Here is a 16,256-nt window from a genome sequence, read left to right on the forward strand (position 1 = left end):
GGCTCCGATCGTGCAAGGGGAAACGGCGGGCCGCTCAGCCCGCCGTGCTGTCATCGAGATCCACCGGCGCGATCGCCAGCGGGTCCTCTCCGGCCTTCAGGGCCGCGCAATAGCCCGCGCACATCGCCGCGAGCGTCTCGATCTCCCAGGGCTCGGACAGCCGCTCCGTCGCCCGGGCGAAGGCTGCGATCTCGGGCCAGTCGGTGGCGCGCGCCTCGGCGAGCCCGGGCCGGAGCGGCCCGAGGATCTGCATCGCCTCGACGAGATACTGCCCGGCGTCGAGCACCGGCAGGCGCAGGTCGCGGCCGCGCCTTTGCGCGAAGGTCAGCCGCGACACCGTCCAGCTTTTGGGCACCGAGTGCAGGTGCCCGAGCTGGCGCGCGTAGAGGATCAGGCGGCCGCGGCGTTTCCCAGGTAGCTGTCGCGGCGCGAGGCGAAGGTCAGCACCTGTTCGACGAAGGAGCGCTCGCCCTCCTGCCCGTTCACCATCTGCAGGTTCAGGAACCAGCGGATGTCGTCCTCGGCCACCGTCAGCGCCGCCTCGCCGCGCGAGACATTCTCGAAGCCCGCGATCAGCGGCACCGCGCTGTCGACCATCTGCGCGTGCAGATCCTCGAGCATCTGCACGTCCTTCTTCGGCTTCGCCTTCATCCGCTCCTGCTGGGCCGCCCGCAGCGCCTTCTGCGCCGTGCGGCTCTCGGTGCCGCGCACCAGCACGATGCAGGGCTTCGTCTGCTCGGCATCGGCGTAAAGCTCGGCGCCGGTGACCGGGTGCAGCAGGTGCACGCGGCCGGGCTTCTCGGCCGCCGAGCGGCTGTCGAACTGGGCAAAATCCATCGTCTTCTTCCTCTGTCTCTTGTCTTGGGGGTGGGTCGCAGAAATGGCCGGCCGCGGGGGAACCGCGGCCGCGCCCTGTGTCAGGCGGCGACGCGCACGACGGCGCAGTTGATCCGGGCCTGCCCGCTCATGCCCTTCTGCGTCGAGGCCGAGCGCGCGCGGTCGCGCACATTCGCGACCTTGCCGTGGAAATAGGAGATCTCGCCGTCGGGATCGGTGATCTTGAAGGACACGTCGTCGTTGGTGTTGGTCTTCGCGATCAGCAGCGCCTGGCCGGTGTCGGCGGCGCCGCTCAGCAGGAAGGTGAAGTCGGTCGTGCCGCCGTCGACCGCGCCGTTGGTGTGCAGCACCCGGCCCTTTAGCGTGGTCTCGGTCGAGTCTTCGGAGGTGTCGCCGATCTCACCCCATTCGAGGATCTCGCCGACCTCGGCAAAGCTCATCGCGCCGAAGCCCGTGGCGTCGATCGTGGCGGGCTTGCCCGCGGCCACCTCGATGGTCGCGCCGATATAGGTCATGTTGGTCATGGTCAGCCTTTCTTCTCAGTGCCCGAGGTCTCGGGCGTTGCGGTCTTCGCCGGGGCGGCGGCCGTGGCCGCGGTCCCGGTGATCTCGATCGTCTTCGCGGCCAGCCGGCCGCGCAGGACGTTGCGGTTGTCGACAGTGCTCAGCACCGGCTGCGGGATCTCGACCGGCTTGCCGGCAGGCAGCAGGTGCCCGGTCGGAAGGGTCAGATCGGCCTTCCCCAGGTTGGTGACTTTCGGCATGTGCGCCTCCTCAAATGACGAGGCCCCGCACGCCGGCGGGGCCCCGGAACGCCCCGGCCGCGGAATTGCGGCCGGGGCGGTTTGCTGCGGCGGGCGCGGATCGCGCCGGCCCTCAGCCGCCGATCGGGCCGCGGTACTCGACCCCGAAACTCACGACGACGGTGCCGATCCGCTGCTCGCCCTCGCCGTTGAGCGTGGTGGTGATGTCCTCGGGCAGGCAGCGGATGCCCTGGGCGTGCATCGCTGCGGTCACGCAGGCCTCGATCGCGTCGGCGTCGAGGTCGATCTCGTCCTCGAGCTCGGCCGCGCCGAGGCGCTTGGCCACCACCTGCAACCGCAGCGTGCGCTGTGCCTGCTTGAGCGTCAGCGGCGCCACCCGCTCCTGCGGCGTCACCACGCCGATCACCGGCAAGAGCTCGGCATTGATGCCCCCCGCCCAGGCCGAGAGCAGCGTGAACCCCGACATCCGCGGATCGGCCGCAAGCGCCGCCCGCGCGATCGCCCGGAAGCTCCCCCGCGCGCTCACGGGAAGATCCGTTCAAGTTCGCAGATCACGAAGGCTTCGGCGTCGGGGGAGGCACTCGGCCGGATGTTGGTGACGGCATAGACCCGACCGTTGCCCGGCTCGATCCGGTCGCCGCGGGCGAGTTCCGGGACAAGGCCGCCGCGCAGTTGCCAGGTCGGGGCGAAGATGATCACCTCCCGCCCGTCGTCATCGACGGCGTCGACCGGCGCCTCGCGGAACATCGACTGCACCAGACGCGCCGGACGACCCGCCGCGGTGTAGCGCACCCGGTCGCCGAAGAGCGCATTGAGCGTATGCGCCACCCCGTCGAAGATCGACGACATCAGCGGATCACGCCATCGAGCAGCACGCGGCCGGTGGCCGACCCGCCCGCCGCGAGCGCAGTCGCCGCGCCGACCAGCGTGTTGCCGGTGTCGGTGGTGGTCATCGCCTCCGCCGTCGCGTCCCAGTAAATCGGGGCGCCGGTGGTCCAGGCCTCGGCCGCCACCTTCGGCAGGTCGAAGACGCCGCGCCGCACGAGCACGACCTCCTCGCCCGCGGCGGCAGCCCCTTGGGCGACACCGCGGATCGCGCCGACCGTGACAAACGCGCCGGACGACACGTCAGCGGGCGCGGGAAGGGTGATGTGCTCACCCGGGCTGTTCCAGTTCTTCATCTCGGATCCTCTCTGATCAGGGGGCAGGAACGACGAAGGGCGGCCGAAGCCGCCCTTTCGTCAGGTCAGTGCTGGTGCCGCTCAGGCGCCGGCATTCTTCCAGGCGCCGCGATGCTCGACCGCGGCGGCACCGAAGATGTGGCGCGCGTTCATCACCACGGCATCGGGGTTCATCCCCTCGATCGTCTGCACCGTCGGCGCGGCATAGCCGTCGAGATAGGCATGGGCGATCGGCGGCAGATCGCCCGAGACCAGATACCAGGCGGTGTCCGAGCCGCCCGCAGCCGCGCCGAGGTTCGGCACCACGCCCGGCGTCAGCGTCGACTTGAACGGGTTCACCTGCCCGTCTGCCGCCGGCGTCGTCGCCGCGGTGAACTGCAGCGCCACAAGCTCGAGCGCGGGCGGCACGATCAGCCGGTCCGGCTCGACCTGCATGAAGTCATCCTTGTCGGTCGAGCCGAAGGGGCGCTGTTCCCACATCGCCTTGCGCCCGGCCGAGACGCTGGCGATTGAGATCTCCGCCGCGGTGGCCGCGAGGTTGCCGTGATCGGCATGGAACAGCGCCTTGCCATCGGACTTCAGCTTCGCGTTCGCGCGGAAGAGCGACCAGACCATCGAATTCTCCATGGTCCGCGCCGCCATCGCGAACTCGCCGGGGATCCGGCTGAAGGCGCCCATGTCGTCGTTCACCACCGCCTCGAAAGTCAGCCGGATCATGCGGCCGCGCCGCTCGACCTTCAGCCCCTCGGCCTCGTCCGACAGGACCGCCTCCTCGTATTCGCCGTTCTCGCGCACCCGCTTCAGCGCGAAATCACCACCGAAGCGCACCGCGTGCAGCTCGCGGAAATCAGTCGCAGTCTGCGCCGCGCCGGTCACCAGCTGCCACGAGGCCGCGCGGCGCTGATAGGCCGCCAGCAGATTGCGGTTCATCACCTCGGTGGTGATATAGGCGAAGTCGCTGACGCCATAGGCGCCGCCCATCATCGTGGTCGAGGCCATGCCGCGCTTGATCGCCTCGATGTCGTTGTAACCGCGTGCGGGCCCGGCCAGCTCCATCGCCATGTGCCGCAGACGCATGCCGCGGAACATCGTGGCCGGCCCCTCCGCCTGCCCCATCAGCGCGCCGATCATCCCCTCCATCCGGGTCTCGGTCTCGTCGCGGCCGATCCGCGCGGCGGGGGTGGCACTGCGGCCGGCGGGCTCGTTCGCCGCCATCGTCGCAAGGATGCGCGAGCCGGCATCAGCCACCGTCACGCCGCCGTCGATCAGCGCGTCGAGATCGGCCTGCATGAACCGGCCGGCGGCGACATGCGGCGCCGCCATCTCGCGGATGGCCTTCACCCGGGCGCGCTCCTGCGCGATGCCCTCGGCCGCCCCGCCCGGCGCGGCCATGGTGGCGGGCGCCGGCGGGGTCTGCGGCGGCGTGGCGGGGGCCGCCGGCGCGGCGGTGGTCTGGGTCTGGGTGCTCATCTCGGGGTCCTTGTGCTGGGTGCCGTCGGCGACGGCGGGGGAGCGACCGGGCCGCGGGGCCCGCTCAGGTTTGGGGGCCGCCGCAAGCCGCGCCTGCAGCTTGTGGCGCGCGCTCATGTAGGCGGTCTGGACCGTCGCCAGCGTGGCCGGCACGGCCTGCGCAGGGCCGGCCGGGGCGACGGCCGCGCTGGTTCCTTCTGCGGCGATCCCGTCGGCAAAGCCGTTCGCGATTGCGGCCTCGGGACCGAACCAGGTCTCGGCCTTCATGATCTCGCGACACTCGGCCGCGGATTTGCCCGAGGCCGCCGCATAGACCGCGGCATAGGTGTTGGCGGTCAGGCCGAGCTGGTCGGCCGCGCGGCGCGCCTCGGCCTCGTTGCCCCAGATCGCGCCCGAGGGGTCGTGGATCATCAGGTGAGAGCCCGCCGACATCAGCCGTTCCGCCCCCGCCATGAAGATCAGCGACGCGGCCGAGGCGGCGATCCCCTCGACCACGATCCGGCAGCCGCCCGGGTGGCCCGCCAGCATCGCGCGGATCTGCTCGCCGGCATCGACATGGCCGCCGGGCGAATTGAGGCGCACCGTCACCCGGCCTTCGCCCAGGGTGGCGAGCGCCTGGCGCACCATGCCGGGGGCGAAGAACACGTCCTCGTCCCACATCCAGCCGACCCAGTCGTCGAGCAGCACGTCGCCGCTCAGGATCAGCTCTCCGCCCACGATCAGGTCATTGCCCGTCCGCATCGGTGTCGTCCTCCTTCTTCGGGGCCTCTGCCGCCGGTTTGAGATTGCTGTCGCGTGCCGCCGGCGCGGAAAGGCCGGCGGTCCTGTCCGCCTCGGCATCCTGCTTGCGCTCGGCGCGGATGCGCTCTGGGTCGCGGCCGAGCTCGCGCTGCGCGCCCTGGCGGCTTGCGAGCCCCGCGTCGATCTCCTCGACCATCGCCGGGATCTCCTTCGTCGGGTCGACCATGATCCGCCGCGGCGGCGTCCAGTCGATGGTGAAGTCGAGGCCTTGGTGCCCGGCAAGGGCGAGCCCCTCGCGGAACCACCGTTCCATCCCGGCGCCGAACTGCATGATCATCAGCCCGCGCTGCCACATCCGCACCAGCCGGTCGAGTTCGTTGCGCCCCATGCGCGCGCTCGAGAAGTTCACCTGCCGCAGGTTGCCGGTGAGCGACTCGAAGGTGATGCCGAGCCCCACCGCGATCGTGCGCAGCCCCCAGGTCATGAACTCGTCATAGCCCTCGATCGAGGGCGGGTTGACCGGCACCGCGTCGGCGCCGTCGGGCAGGCTGACAATCGCCCCGGGCGCGAGCTGATCGAGCCCCGCGCCGCTGTCGGCCGGCCGCAGCGCCCCGCCCGTCCACTTCAGCATCACCGCCATCAGCGACGAGATCTTCTGCTTGAGGATCTGCGCCTCCTGGTAATCCGCGATCTCGCCAAGCGTCATCATCACCGGCGCGAGCCACGGCACCCCGCGCAGCTGGCCAGCGCGCTCGAAGCGGCGGATGTGGATCACGTCGGACCAGTGCACCCGGCTCGACTGCAGCGGCCGGCGCGTCAGCACCGCCCCGGGGTGCTCGTTGTAGAGGTGATAGGCCTCGATCGCGCCGGTCGGGCCGTATTCCACCCCCTCGATCACCGGGTTCTCGCCCCAGGACGAGACCGTGGTGTCGAGGCAATCGACCTCCAGCAGCTCGACCTGGTAGGGCAAGGGCAGATGCCGGCCATAGGCCCCGCGCCGCCAGCGCCGGCGCAAGAGCACCTCGCCATCGGCGAAGACCGTCGACATGCAGATCTGCTGCATCTCGAGGAGGTCATACTCGCCAAGCGCGTCGATCTCGGTGCTCAGCAGGTGGCGCTGCAGCAGGTCCTCGACCGTCGCCTTGGCGGTCTCGCCCGCGGTGCGGATCGAGGGCACGATCCCCTCGCCCACCACATTCGCCACCACCACGTCGCGCGCCCGCGTCGCATAGGCGCGGTTGCGGATCATGTCGCGGCTGAGCTGGCGCAGCCGGGCGCGCGAGCCAAAGGCCGCCGCATCCGCCGCCGTCGCCGGCGCCTTCCAGTCATAGGTGCGCCGCCCGCGCGAGGCGGCGTCGTAGTTCATCAGGTTCGCCGTCTGCACCCGTGCCGCGACGCGCTGCAGGGCCAGTTGCGGCGCGAAGAAGCCGATCGTCCGGTCGAGGATGTTCATCACAGCCCCCGCGTCGTGCGGGCATAGCCCACCGAGAACCGGGGCGCCGCGCCGGTGCCGGAAAGGTCGGCCTCGATCAGCCGCAGCGTCTCCTTCATGTCGGCGAGCGAGCGGAAGGTCAGTTCCTCGCCATTGACCCGGGCGTGCGACACGCCCTTCGCGATCGCCGCCCGCAGCCGGTCGGCGTCCTCCTGTGTGAAAGCCATGGGTCCTACCGTCTCCGCAGGAAGTTGATGGATTGCGGCAGGGCCGCCGTCTCGGGCGTGGCCCGCGCGCTGCCGGCGTCGTTCGGCCGCGCGAGCGGCACCGCATTCGTGTTCATGAGCCCCGCCACGCACCAGCCGGGCGGCGCCTCCCAGTTCACCCGGGCAAGGCCCAGATGCTCGGCGAGCGCGAGCGCCTGCACCGAATGGTCGAGCGTCTCGTTGCGCTGCACGCCGGGCTTCTTCTCCCAGCCCTTCTCGCCGCGTTGCTCGGCCAGAAGTTCGGCGAGGTGTTCGGTCTCCATCCAGGCGGCGACATGCTGGGCGTTGATCCGGGTGCCGTCGCGTTCGAGCGCCGCCAGCACCGAGTCCTTGAGCCGGTCGACCGCCATGTTCAAAAGCCGGATGCCGCGCGCCTTGCGCCCGCCCGAGGCCCGCTCGGGCGCCTCGTGCCAGACCCGGTCGACCTGCCGGAAGCCGCCCCGCCCGATCGACAGATAGAAGCGCCCGCCCTGCCCGGCCCGCGCCCGCTTGCGCCAGAACTTCTCGGCATTGTCCGACCATCCGGCGGGGCCGTTGAAGTCGATCACGACGCCCACCGGCTTCAGCCCCCAGTCCTGCCCCTCGACCGGATAGACCCGGTCTGGCAGCTCGGCCAGAACCTCGGCGTCCTCGGCATAGCGCCCTGGATCGACCGCGCGATACTTGCCGTCATCGCCCGTCGCCCGCGGCGCCGCGTCCGGCGGCTGGTGGATCGCGAAGCGGTCGATGATGATCCGCTCGCCATCCTCGCCGAAGGCCACGACCGAGACCTCGAAGCGGTTGCCTTGCACGTCGACGCAGGTCACCACGAACCGCGCCCATCCCGGCGCGATGCCCTTGTCGAGCGGCCGCGCCCGGGCGCGCAGGGCTTCCACCGTCAGCGCGGTCTCGTCTTCCGTCCTCGGCCGCCGATAGGGCATGCCGAGGTCGGTATAGAACACGCCGGCCAGGTCGATATCGTCGCCCGAGATCGCGAAGGCGCGCCGCGCGCTCTCGTAGCGCTGCACGAGCTCGGACCAGTTCACGAAGGCTGCCGCGACGCCGTTCAGCGCATAGCTCGCATAGGCCGTGTGGCGCAGCTCGGGGTCATCGATGCGCACGAGGCGGCGCCGGCCATCCGCATCGACGGTCCGCGCCTCGTGCAGCCAGCCGCCGCGCCCCTGCATCGCGCGGCGGTTCAGCTCCACCTTCTGGCGGTGGCTGATCGTGCAGCCGCAGTGCGGGCAGACCATCTGCGCCCGCGTCCCCGCCTCGCCGGGGTCGAGCTCCTCGGGATAGTCGAGCCGCTCGAAGGTCGGCTCGAAGAGTTCCGCGCAGTCCGGGCATTCCCAGTACCAGCGCCCGCGCGTGCCCTCGTTGTAGAGCTTGACGATGCCGCCCGTCACCTCGGGCATCCGGTGCGGCTCGAGCGCCGCGACCGGCGCGGGCTTCGTGTCATCGACCGGGAAGGCCGGCGTGCTCTCGGCGACGACGCAACCGCGGCTCATGAAGGTGCGGATGCGCATCATCGCCATGCCGAAGGGCGTGTTCTCGGGCGCGTCCTTCGGCCCGAGGCGCTGCGGCATGTGGTCGTAATCGGTCAGCAGAACCATACGCTGCGAGCGCGAGGACAGCTGGTTCGCGACCGGATAGCCGATCCCGAGGCGCACTCCGCGGAAGCGCTTGCGGCTGAAGGTGCTGTCGTCGCGCGCCCGGCCGAGCCGCTCGAGGAGCCGCGGGCTGTTCTCGACCGCCGGGTCGAGCTTCTCCTCGACCCAGGCGTCGGCATCGGTCTTCGTCATGTGGATCAGCTGCACCGGCCCCGGCGCGCAGGTCACCGCATGGGCGGCCACCGACAGCAGCATCTGGCTCTTGCCGCTCTGCGCCGGCCCGGTGAAGATCACCGCCTTGAACCGGCGCGACTGCGTCATGTCCTGCGGCTCGACCATGTAGGGCGTGACCGCGCGGCTGTAATCCTCCCACTTGCCCGCAACCGGCACCCGCAGCGCCCGCTCGGCCGCCTCGGTCACGCTGATCCGGCTCGGCGGATCGAGCAGCGGCAGCGCGTCGGCGATCATCTCCTCGGGCGTCACGAAAGGCGGCAAGGGCGGGATCCGCGAGAGCACCCCGATGCCGCGATCGACCATCTCGACCATCAGACCGGAAGCTCCCCTTGCCGCGTGCCGAGCGCGATCACCGCGCCGGGGCGCGAGAACAGCGCCTCGATCTTCTGGCGCACCTCGTCGCGGGTCTGGTCGCAGCGGTTCTTCAGCTTCTCGACCTGGTCGGGCGAGATAGAGAACTCCATCTCGGCGAAGTCGGGCAGCGTCTCCATCGCCGAACCGAAGGTGACGAAGATGTCGTCGAGCGCCGCGCGCATCCGGTCGGCCCGCACCAGATCGCCGCGCTGTTCGGCGACGCGGTTGCGGTGATACTCGGCCTCGGACCACTTGCGCAGATCGTCGGCCGTCAGCGCCGCCTCTTCCTCCGCCTGGTCGTCGTCGAGGTTGCGGAAGGCAAGCGCCGCCTGCGCCGCCAGCTGATCGCCCCGCGCCTTCGTCGCCTGCAGCCTGTCCTCGCGGTGCTGCCGCCAGGCATAGCACTGGCGCAGCGAGAACTCGTAGGAGACGCCGTTCTGCCCGCCCGAGAGCACCGGCATGCCGAGGCTCACCCATTTGGTGATCGTGTTCTCGGACACGCCGAAGGCGCGCGCGAGCTGCACCCGGTTGAGCGGCGTGCCGTCATCCTCCACCCCATCCGGCAACGGATAGCGCGCAAGATCGAGCACGCTCCCGTCGTCGAGCGTGATGGTGTTCATCGGTGATCCTCAGCAATAACAACAACAACCCCAACACCAACAGGCGACTGGAATTGCTCGGCAAAATGAAACAGGGCGCGAATTACCCGTGCGACGAGGGTGCCCGGGAAGGACCCGGGCGGCGGCGGCAGGGCCCTTCGGCCTAGCGAAGCCTCTTGTAGAACATCTGGCTCAGCGTCCTCGACAGATGGCCTTGCAGCCGCGCCTCGAAGACCGCCATCGCCTCCTCGTGGAAGTCGAGCCGCGGCGCGTATCTCGGCACCTTGTCCGTGAGGATCGCGACGATGCCGATATTGCCCGAGGCGTCCTTGCGGTAGATCCCCGGATAAAGCCCCGACTGCGGCACGAAGTAGGTCGACCGCTTGCGCTTGCGCCCACGCAGGGTCGAGCGCGCGGTGGCGTTCGCGGCATAGTCGCGCTGGATCTTCAGCGCCGACATCACCTGATTGCGCTCGCCCACCGACCAGTTGCCATAGGCATCGAGCCGTGCCTCGTCGGCCGGGATCACCGCCGAGATCAGCCCGTCATAGGCCAGCGCCCGCTGCATCTGACCCTCGAACCCGGTCGGCCGGCGCGTCCCGCCGGCTTCCTCGACCTTCAGATAGTCGCGCGAGGCCCGCGTCGGGCGTTCCATCACGGCTGCCGTCAGATCGTCGACCCGCGCCTTCTTCACGTAGAAGGCGTTCTCGGTGAACGTCGTCGGCCGGTCGAAGACGATCGTCATCCGGTCGCGGATGTGGTCTTTGACTTCGTCTGCCGTGTCGTTCAGCGCCCAGGTCGCGGCGATGCGGAGATCCCGCTCGGCCATCACCTTCAGCGCAGCGACGAAGCCCGAGACGTCCAGAGCAATCTCGGCCATCTCCACCTCGCGAAACAGGAACGCCCGGTCGGGTGGTTCCCGCCGGGCGCTCGTGTAGATCATAGGAAGAGATATGCCGCCGACGGGGATAAGCGTCAATCCCCTTTGTGCAGGCCACCGCCATAGCCCTGCATCCGGTCAAGGACAGCGACGAGCGCCTCGATCAGGCGCTTGCGGTGCGTACCGTCAGCGCTCCAGCCATGCGCCGACAGAACACCGCTCAGGTCCATGTCCTCGAGGCAGACCGCATCCACGAGACGCCGGTCGAGGATGATCGAGGCGCCGGCCCCGCGCGCACTCGGCCGCACCCGGCGCACCACCATCGCCGCCCCGTCGCCGATCCGCCGGCGCAAGAGCGCGATCTTGCGCGCTTCCTCCAGCCGCAGGTCGGTCACGTCGACGCCCCGGCCCGAGCCGCCCGTCCGGCCCTCGAGGCTCGAGAGCTTGATCGCCCCGGCCTCGTGCCGCTCGACGAGCGTGCGATAGAGCCGCGCGATGGCGATCTGCCCGGGCGTGAAGGGCGCGGGCTTCTGTGCCGCCTGCGCCCGCGCCTCCATCCGGTCGAAGACATCGGCCGCGCGCACCGCCCGGCGCGGCTGCGCCTCGCCCGGGCCCTGATAGCCCGCATCCTCGATCGTGTTGCGCGTGCCCGGCCGGATCTGGCGCACGGTGAACACCCGGCACGCCCCGCGCGCCGGCGCCACCGGGATCTCGGGGCCGCAGACCTCGGGCGCCGTCGCCGCCCGCAGCAGCGCCGCGCGCCGCCCCGCCTCGCCCATCGTGAGCCAGCGCCCCGGCGCCACATCGGCCGGGCGCACCGCCAGAAGCTCGGGCGCCGCCAGCCGCTCAGCCGCACTCAGCCGCGCCCAGTCATGCACTGAAATGCTCACCTGCTGCATCCAATATGCCATCGCACTACTCTCGCCGATCTGCAGTCCAGAACCATCGCGTGTGCTCATGCCGCCCCCCCGGCCTGCACCATCTCGGCGATGGCCTCGCAGCGCACCACTGCCGCGCCACGCCGCTCCAGGAACTGGCGGTCGACTTCAGACACGAACCGCCCCACGGCCAGCGCCTCGCGCACCATCCGCATGCGCCGGTCAGCCTCGCGCCCCCGCTCGCGCACCTGCTCGACCGCGAAGCCGCCCGGCCACAGCCGCGTCTCGCGCAGGTGCCGCAGCAGCTCGGGCGCCCAGCCCTCGGCCAGCGCCCGCCGCCCGAGATCGGCCGCGAACACCGCCCGGATCAGCGGCGAGCCGTCTTCCCGCGGCGGCTGGATCTGCCCGGCCCAGTTGAGGATCTGGTTCGCGATCGGCAGCCGGTCGCGGTCCTTGCCCGCCGGGTTCGCCGCCACCTGCTCGGCCAGCGCCTCGAGGTTCAGCCCCGTCATGTAGGCGAGCCGCGCGCAGAGGTCGCGGCACATCTCCTCGTATTGCGCCCGCGTCAGGCTGCTCGGCCGCGCCAGCCCCCGCCGCTCAAGCGGCTCGATCAGCAATTCCCGCACCCGCCGCTCGCCGGCTGCCTGTTCTGCACTGTCCATGCCCGTTTCCTTCTCATCGCATTGCCGAAGTTATCCACAGGTGCCGTTGCCCGGCCGTCACGGCCGCGTCTGTCTTTTCTTGTCTTTTCTTGTCTCTTCTTCTCTAGGCAGAACTGTCACACGACAGGCGTGACTGTCCCGGACTGTCCGTGACAGTCACAAACCGTCACGCGTGACACTCACGGGACAGTCACATCCCCGCCTAGAGCCATCTCTCGCGCCGCGCATGCAGCAGCGCCGCGCCATAGGACTGCCCGTCCCGCCGGCCGCGCACATTGGCAAGCATCCACTCGTCCATGCGCTCGATCAGCAGGTCGCTGCCCAGAATGGCGTCCGACAGCCCGAGCTTGCCCAACCCGTCGCGCAGCCGCTCGCGCCGCTTACGCACCGCCGCCGCCTCGCGCGACATCTCGCGCGCCTCGCGCCGATCGAGGGCATCGCGCACCTGCTCGAGAACGACCGGGTGCATCAGCCGCACCTCGTCGCCGCAGCGGCACCGCCGCCAGCCCCGGAACGGCCCGAACTCGGACCGCCGCAGCTCGCCAATCCGCCGCCGCTCGACCCGCAGCATCACCGCCAACTCGTCGTCGTCATCGGGCAAGGTGCCGATCGGGCTTTCCGTCTGCGACATGTCGAACAGCGCCCGCGCCATTCCCTGCGTCTCCCAGGACGCCAGGCGGAAGGTGCGCGAGGACAACCAGCGGTGATGCCACCACTTCACGAAGGAATGCGCGTCGAGCCGCTCGTCGCGGCCGATCGGATATTCCTCGAGCTCGTCCATCTGCACGAGCCGCGGCCTTGCCGGATCGATCATGTCGTCACCTCCTGCGCAGAGTGCCCGCGCCCTGCCCTAGATCCGCGCCGCCCGCGGCCCGATCGCCGCGCAAACCGCATCAAGCCGCTTGCGCAGCCCCGCCGCCCGTTCGGCGCAGTCCGCCTGCACCGCGGCGATCTCGGCCCGGATCGCCTCGATCTCCTCGTTGCCGCCCGCGGGGCCGAAGTCCCGCTCCCGGATCTCGGTCACCCAGCCGGGCAGGCACCAGGTGCCCACGGCCTCGGCAACCGTCTTGTCGGTGTCCGCCCCCTTGTAGCGCTTCGCCTTGCGGTCATAGGTCAGCACCAGCATCTCGATGATGTCGCCGCGCTGTTCCTGCGACGGCTGCCGCAGCACCTGCTTTGCCTCGGTCTTCTGGACCATCGTCTTCTCCTTGATCGGTTTGGGGTTGGGTTCATCGGCGCCACGCCGGCGTTTGGTGCATCTGGGGCAGAAGTGCTTGCCAGATGGATTGCTCCACCCCTTGGACAGGGCCGCTCGTCTCATGGCGTGGCCCGAGCTAGCTGCGGTGCGCTTCGAGATCGTTCCGAGCGGCTTGCGCATGTCAAACGAGATTTGCGCGCAGCACGCATCACAGCTGATCAGGGCTCGCTCACCGCCGGAAAGCACATGGATCACCTTCGCCGTCATCGCCGCCGCTCCTGCGCGCAAAGCCCCAAAGGGGCGCGGCGGGATCGGCCCGCCGCGCCAGTTGGCCGGCCTGCCGTGTGGCGCCCGTGGACAGGGTCGCAGGCCGGCGGGAAATCCGAGGCGGGGCTCATCGCGGGCCTCCGCTCGCCCGGGCGGGCATCAGCCGAGAGACCGAACGCGCTCATGCTTCCTCTCCGTCAACGGCAGCGGCGAGGCGGTCGATCGCGCCGCGGGCCTCGTGCACTTCCTTGCGCGCCCGCGCCCGGTCGCCCCGCCCCGAGGCGAGATCGGCAACCGCACCGACCGCCTCGCCCACCTCGCGCGCCGTCTCCGACACGCACAGCATCAGGTCGATCGCCTCGGTGGTTTCGGGCAGGCTGCGCGCCAGCCAGCGTCGCACGACCGGGTCGCCGACCGCATCCTCGAGCGCCATGATCTCGACCAGCGGCCAATCCAGATGCCCCGCCAGCCGCTTCGAGAACGTGCCCTTGCGCGTCGAGAACCCCGAGCTGTCCAGCGGGATGCCGAGGCGCGCGTCGACGAAGCGCGCCGCGTTCTCGACCCCGCCCGCGCGCGACACCAGCGCGTGCATGAACTGGTTGATCATCACCCGGTCAGACATGGGCCACCTCCGCAGAAGGCCGCCACCAATTGCGCAAGACGCCGGCTTGCGGCAGAATTTCCGCATTGGAAAAATGATTTGGTTTTTGGGGGGCCTCGAAATGGCAATCCGGTTCCGGAAACGCATCAAGCTGATGCCGGGCGTGCACATCAACCTTAGCAAAAGTGGGATCAGCACGACCGTCGGCCCGCGCGGCGCATCCGTGAACGTCGGCAAGAAAGGGGTCTACCTCAACACGTCCATCCCCGGGACGGGCATCTCCGCGCGCACCAAGCTTCTGGACGGCAAGAAGACGGTCGCGACCAAGGCTGCCCCCGTCACCGCGGCACGACGCTTGACCCCGATCGCACCGGAAGAGCACCGATACGACCCGCCTCCCGCGATCCTGCAAACGCCACGACCGCCGCCCCTGCCGGAACAGACCAGCCCTTTCAAGGCAATCATGATCGGGCTTCTGGCCGTGGTCCTCGCGCTTATCCTCTTCGCTGCGCTCTAGAACGAGAACAGCCCGAGAAACCGGGATTCCGTGACGCGGGCCCTCAGCTGTGAGAAAGCTCTGGCATGGGAAAGCGCGCGCAAGGCTCGAACCGCGGAAGGCAACTGGCATCATCACGCAGCCTCCTCGCGGAGCGGCGGATGGGCGGCCATGTAGTGGCGCACGCGGTCGACGCTCGACAGCGTCGGGCTCGACCGGCCCGCGCGCCATGCGTCCCAGGTGCCCCATTTCGCGTTGATCGCAGAGCGCAGCACCGCCTGAGGCGAGCGCCCGGTGGCGTCAGCGTAAGCAGAGAGGTCGAGGATGAGCTGTTCCATGGCATATGGTATAGGGTATAAAAACCCCTATTGCCAAGGGTCTTATTACGCCATTCGCGAAGCCGGATATGTGGGTATATTTCCCCTCATGGAAACCACCTTCAAACTGGCACTGGACCACGCCCTCGCGGAAACCGGTAAGTCGCTTCGCAGCATCGCGATTGCTGCGGGGGTTTCCTACGAGCAGTTGAAGAACCTGAAGCAGGGGAAATCCCAGACGACGAATGTCGATGACGCGAGGAAGGTGGCCGCCGCCTTCGGCGTTTCCCTGGATGACTTCTATGCAGGGCAGCTGCATTCATCGACCGCGATGATCGCCGTCGCCGGCCGTGTCGGTGCCGGAGCAGAAGTCGAATTGGTTGATGCCTTCGGCAAAGGAAACGGCTTGTTTCACGTTGCCTGCCCGCCGCAGCTCAATCCGCACGGCATCGTCGCAGTCGAGGTCGAGGGTGACAGCATGTCCCCCGCCTATCCGCCCGGAACGATCCTGTTCTACAGCCGGGATGCTCTCGGCGTACCGACCGAGGCCATCGGCCGGGTTTGTGTTTGCGAAGATGTCGGCGGCAGGGCTTGGGTGAAGCACATCAAGCCGGGGCTCGAGGAAGGAACCTTTTCCCTTATTTCCCTGAACCCGCACCACGATCCGCAGCACGGCATTCGGCTGCAATGGGCGGCCCCCGTAAAGTTCAGCCTGCCGCCCGAGTTCGTCAAACGTATAGAATAATTCGCATTTTCAGCTTGCGAATCCGCTCACGATCCTGTGATGATCTTTCCTGAAGACGATAATCATTTGGAAAGATCATGTTCAGAAAACCCGCGGCGCTGCTCTGTGCCGGCTCATTCCTCTTCCTTACAGCCTGCGAGCCCGTGCAGCCGCTTTCCGAGTATCGACCCGCCGTCGATCCAGGCAAGACCAATCAGGCGCGCTACGAGAAAGATCTTCAGGCCTGCCGCGCCGTCGCATTGCAGGTCGAGGCGGACTACAAAGAGCGCCAGCAAAAAGAGATGGGCAAGAACCTTGCCGCAGGCCTCATTGTCGGCGCGCTGGTAGGCGCCGCCGCCGGCACCAATACCGGGTACCGCAATGACTATATCCTGACGGGCGCCGCGGTCGGTGCTGCCGCTGGTGCCGGGTCGGGGGATTACGACCACGACCTCGTCACCTATGGCCCGCGGCGAGTTGTCGATCGCTGTATGGCTGGCCGTGGCTACACCCTGCTCACCGACTTTGGGCGTGGCTAACCACCCTCCCTGCCCGCAACACAAGCCCGCCGAAATGGCGGGCTTTTCTTTTCAGAGGAGAATCTGAAGAATTGCACCCAGCCCTGAGCTGACGGTCAGGCGAGCGCGATGCTACGCGGCTCTATCCTTCGAAGCGGTCCTTCGAAGGGTAATGAAGCAAAACTCTGGCCGAGGGGGAGTGATGAAGTCGGATGAGCAAGCCCATGAAATTTAAGGCTTGCCGCACGA

General features: G+C 69.1%; 22 protein-coding genes. 3 read left to right on the top strand and 19 right to left on the bottom strand.

The features are described from left to right. Nucleotides 1-34 precede the first annotated feature (34 nt). The 18 genes from AC0QTQ_RS10500 to AC0QTQ_RS10585 all read right to left on the bottom strand — a co-directional run bounded on the left by AC0QTQ_RS10500 (nucleotide 35) and on the right by AC0QTQ_RS10585 (nucleotide 13,973). Nucleotides 35-337 (bottom strand): hypothetical protein, encoded by a 303-nt coding sequence (locus AC0QTQ_RS10500; RefSeq protein ID WP_121535063.1) that lies wholly within the window; start codon nucleotides 335-337, stop codon nucleotides 35-37. Nucleotides 338-390: 53 nt separating this feature from the next. Next, entirely contained in the window at nucleotides 391-837 is a 447-nt protein-coding gene (locus AC0QTQ_RS10505; protein ID WP_480256527.1) for a hypothetical protein, read from the bottom strand. Nucleotides 838-917: 80 nt separating this feature from the next. Beyond that, nucleotides 918-1,361 (bottom strand): hypothetical protein, encoded by a 444-nt coding sequence (locus tag AC0QTQ_RS10510; protein ID WP_480256528.1) that lies wholly within the window; start codon nucleotides 1,359-1,361, stop codon nucleotides 918-920. A gap of 2 nt (nucleotides 1,362-1,363) precedes the next feature. Next, nucleotides 1,364-1,600, bottom strand: coding sequence for a hypothetical protein (locus AC0QTQ_RS10515; protein ID WP_480256529.1), 237 nt, complete (start codon nucleotides 1,598-1,600; stop codon nucleotides 1,364-1,366). A gap of 112 nt (nucleotides 1,601-1,712) precedes the next feature. Beyond that, entirely contained in the window at nucleotides 1,713-2,126 is a 414-nt protein-coding gene (locus AC0QTQ_RS10520; protein ID WP_480256530.1) for a hypothetical protein, read from the bottom strand. Beyond that, nucleotides 2,123-2,449 carry a head-tail joining protein gene (locus tag AC0QTQ_RS10525; protein ID WP_480256531.1) on the bottom strand — a complete coding sequence of 109 codons (327 nt, stop codon included), beginning with the start codon at nucleotides 2,447-2,449 and terminating at the stop codon, nucleotides 2,123-2,125. Before AC0QTQ_RS10525 ends, AC0QTQ_RS10520 begins: the two co-directional genes overlap by 4 nt. Continuing rightward, nucleotides 2,449-2,781 carry a DUF2190 family protein gene (locus AC0QTQ_RS10530; protein ID WP_480256532.1) on the bottom strand — a complete coding sequence of 111 codons (333 nt, stop codon included), beginning with the start codon at nucleotides 2,779-2,781 and terminating at the stop codon, nucleotides 2,449-2,451. Before AC0QTQ_RS10530 ends, AC0QTQ_RS10525 begins: the two co-directional genes overlap by 1 nt. An 81-nt stretch (nucleotides 2,782-2,862) precedes the next feature. Further along, the gene (locus tag AC0QTQ_RS10535) at nucleotides 2,863-4,992 is read right to left on the bottom strand and encodes a head maturation protease, ClpP-related (RefSeq protein ID WP_480256533.1); all 2,130 of its coding nucleotides are present in this window, start codon (nucleotides 4,990-4,992) and stop codon (nucleotides 2,863-2,865) included. Then, the gene (locus AC0QTQ_RS10540) at nucleotides 4,976-6,445 is read right to left on the bottom strand and encodes a phage portal protein (RefSeq protein ID WP_480256534.1); all 1,470 of its coding nucleotides are present in this window, start codon (nucleotides 6,443-6,445) and stop codon (nucleotides 4,976-4,978) included. The genes AC0QTQ_RS10535 and AC0QTQ_RS10540 overlap by 17 nt, the downstream gene beginning before the upstream one ends. Then, nucleotides 6,445-6,651, bottom strand: a complete 207-nt coding sequence (locus tag AC0QTQ_RS10545; RefSeq protein WP_480256535.1) for a phage head-tail joining protein — start codon at nucleotides 6,649-6,651, stop codon at nucleotides 6,445-6,447. Before AC0QTQ_RS10545 ends, AC0QTQ_RS10540 begins: the two co-directional genes overlap by 1 nt. A 5-nt stretch (nucleotides 6,652-6,656) precedes the next feature. Further along, nucleotides 6,657-8,825, bottom strand: coding sequence for a phage terminase large subunit family protein (locus AC0QTQ_RS10550; RefSeq protein ID WP_480256536.1), 2,169 nt, complete (start codon nucleotides 8,823-8,825; stop codon nucleotides 6,657-6,659). Further along, nucleotides 8,825-9,487, bottom strand: a complete 663-nt coding sequence (locus tag AC0QTQ_RS10555; protein ID WP_480256537.1) for a hypothetical protein — start codon at nucleotides 9,485-9,487, stop codon at nucleotides 8,825-8,827. Before AC0QTQ_RS10555 ends, AC0QTQ_RS10550 begins: the two co-directional genes overlap by 1 nt. Nucleotides 9,488-9,629: 142 nt before the next feature. After that, entirely contained in the window at nucleotides 9,630-10,346 is a 717-nt protein-coding gene (locus AC0QTQ_RS10560) for a hypothetical protein (protein WP_480256538.1), read from the bottom strand. 95 nt (nucleotides 10,347-10,441) lie between these two features. Further along, a complete protein-coding gene (locus AC0QTQ_RS10565; protein WP_480256539.1) occupies nucleotides 10,442-11,257 on the bottom strand; it encodes a hypothetical protein in 816 nt (271 codons plus the stop codon). A gap of 44 nt (nucleotides 11,258-11,301) precedes the next feature. Beyond that, the gene (locus tag AC0QTQ_RS10570; protein ID WP_480256540.1) at nucleotides 11,302-11,886 is read right to left on the bottom strand and encodes a hypothetical protein; all 585 of its coding nucleotides are present in this window, start codon (nucleotides 11,884-11,886) and stop codon (nucleotides 11,302-11,304) included. A 202-nt stretch (nucleotides 11,887-12,088) separates the two neighbouring features. Beyond that, nucleotides 12,089-12,700: a hypothetical protein gene (locus tag AC0QTQ_RS10575; protein ID WP_480256541.1), complete on the bottom strand. Its 612-nt coding sequence runs from the start codon at nucleotides 12,698-12,700 to the stop codon at nucleotides 12,089-12,091. 36 nt (nucleotides 12,701-12,736) lie between these two features. Further along, a complete protein-coding gene (locus tag AC0QTQ_RS10580) occupies nucleotides 12,737-13,084 on the bottom strand; it encodes a hypothetical protein (protein ID WP_480256542.1) in 348 nt (115 codons plus the stop codon). Nucleotides 13,085-13,532: 448 nt separating this feature from the next. Further along, a complete protein-coding gene (locus AC0QTQ_RS10585; protein WP_480256543.1) occupies nucleotides 13,533-13,973 on the bottom strand; it encodes a hypothetical protein in 441 nt (146 codons plus the stop codon). 46 nt (nucleotides 13,974-14,019) lie between these two features. On the opposite strand from AC0QTQ_RS10585, the gene AC0QTQ_RS10590 reads away from it, so the two are divergent. Further along, on the top strand, nucleotides 14,020-14,469 hold the full coding sequence (locus AC0QTQ_RS10590; protein WP_480256544.1) for a DUF4236 domain-containing protein: 450 nt from the start codon (nucleotides 14,020-14,022) through the stop codon (nucleotides 14,467-14,469). Between the two features lie 113 nt (nucleotides 14,470-14,582). Here AC0QTQ_RS10590 and AC0QTQ_RS10595 read toward each other — a convergent pair whose 3' ends face one another. Then, the gene (locus tag AC0QTQ_RS10595; protein ID WP_480256545.1) at nucleotides 14,583-14,786 is read right to left on the bottom strand and encodes a hypothetical protein; all 204 of its coding nucleotides are present in this window, start codon (nucleotides 14,784-14,786) and stop codon (nucleotides 14,583-14,585) included. An 88-nt stretch (nucleotides 14,787-14,874) separates the two neighbouring features. Between AC0QTQ_RS10595 and AC0QTQ_RS10600 the strand changes: the two genes are divergently transcribed. Both AC0QTQ_RS10600 and AC0QTQ_RS10605 read left to right on the top strand, forming a co-directional pair. Next, complete coding sequence (locus AC0QTQ_RS10600; protein ID WP_121534994.1) at nucleotides 14,875-15,510, top strand: LexA family transcriptional regulator; 636 nt, start codon at nucleotides 14,875-14,877, stop codon at nucleotides 15,508-15,510. 77 nt (nucleotides 15,511-15,587) lie between these two features. Then, nucleotides 15,588-16,028 carry a glycine zipper family protein gene (locus AC0QTQ_RS10605; protein ID WP_480256546.1) on the top strand — a complete coding sequence of 147 codons (441 nt, stop codon included), beginning with the start codon at nucleotides 15,588-15,590 and terminating at the stop codon, nucleotides 16,026-16,028. Nucleotides 16,029-16,256 lie beyond the last annotated feature (228 nt).

It is taken from the genome of Paenirhodobacter sp. YD-8 (assembly GCF_056590935.1).

Bases quoted from the DNA above. Each gene is read 5' to 3' on its own strand.
- AC0QTQ_RS10525 (WP_480256531.1), bottom strand. From the start codon at position 2,449: ATGTCGTCGATCTTCGACGGGGTGGCGCATACGCTCAATGCGCTCTTC.
- AC0QTQ_RS10580 (WP_480256542.1), bottom strand. From the start codon at position 13,084: ATGGTCCAGAAGACCGAGGCAAAGCAGGTGCTGCGGCAGCCGTCGCAG.
- AC0QTQ_RS10605 (WP_480256546.1), top strand. From the start codon at position 15,588: ATGTTCAGAAAACCCGCGGCGCTGCTCTGTGCCGGCTCATTCCTCTTC.
- AC0QTQ_RS10540 (WP_480256534.1), bottom strand. From the start codon at position 6,445: ATGAACATCCTCGACCGGACGATCGGCTTCTTCGCGCCGCAACTGGCC.
- AC0QTQ_RS10585 (WP_480256543.1), bottom strand. From the start codon at position 13,973: ATGTCTGACCGGGTGATGATCAACCAGTTCATGCACGCGCTGGTGTCG.
- AC0QTQ_RS10550 (WP_480256536.1), bottom strand. From the start codon at position 8,825: ATGGTCGAGATGGTCGATCGCGGCATCGGGGTGCTCTCGCGGATCCCG.
- AC0QTQ_RS10570 (WP_480256540.1), bottom strand. From the start codon at position 11,886: ATGGACAGTGCAGAACAGGCAGCCGGCGAGCGGCGGGTGCGGGAATTG.
- AC0QTQ_RS10545 (WP_480256535.1), bottom strand. From the start codon at position 6,651: ATGGCTTTCACACAGGAGGACGCCGACCGGCTGCGGGCGGCGATCGCG.
- AC0QTQ_RS10515 (WP_480256529.1), bottom strand. From the start codon at position 1,600: ATGCCGAAAGTCACCAACCTGGGGAAGGCCGATCTGACCCTTCCGACC.
- AC0QTQ_RS10600 (WP_121534994.1), top strand. From the start codon at position 14,875: ATGGAAACCACCTTCAAACTGGCACTGGACCACGCCCTCGCGGAAACC.
- AC0QTQ_RS10555 (WP_480256537.1), bottom strand. From the start codon at position 9,487: ATGAACACCATCACGCTCGACGACGGGAGCGTGCTCGATCTTGCGCGC.
- AC0QTQ_RS10560 (WP_480256538.1), bottom strand. From the start codon at position 10,346: ATGGCCGAGATTGCTCTGGACGTCTCGGGCTTCGTCGCTGCGCTGAAG.
- AC0QTQ_RS10505 (WP_480256527.1), bottom strand. From the start codon at position 837: ATGGATTTTGCCCAGTTCGACAGCCGCTCGGCGGCCGAGAAGCCCGGC.
- AC0QTQ_RS10510 (WP_480256528.1), bottom strand. From the start codon at position 1,361: ATGACCAACATGACCTATATCGGCGCGACCATCGAGGTGGCCGCGGGC.
- AC0QTQ_RS10535 (WP_480256533.1), bottom strand. From the start codon at position 4,992: ATGCGGACGGGCAATGACCTGATCGTGGGCGGAGAGCTGATCCTGAGC.
- AC0QTQ_RS10565 (WP_480256539.1), bottom strand. From the start codon at position 11,257: ATGGCATATTGGATGCAGCAGGTGAGCATTTCAGTGCATGACTGGGCG.
- AC0QTQ_RS10575 (WP_480256541.1), bottom strand. From the start codon at position 12,700: ATGATCGATCCGGCAAGGCCGCGGCTCGTGCAGATGGACGAGCTCGAG.
- AC0QTQ_RS10595 (WP_480256545.1), bottom strand. From the start codon at position 14,786: ATGGAACAGCTCATCCTCGACCTCTCTGCTTACGCTGACGCCACCGGG.
- AC0QTQ_RS10530 (WP_480256532.1), bottom strand. From the start codon at position 2,781: ATGAAGAACTGGAACAGCCCGGGTGAGCACATCACCCTTCCCGCGCCC.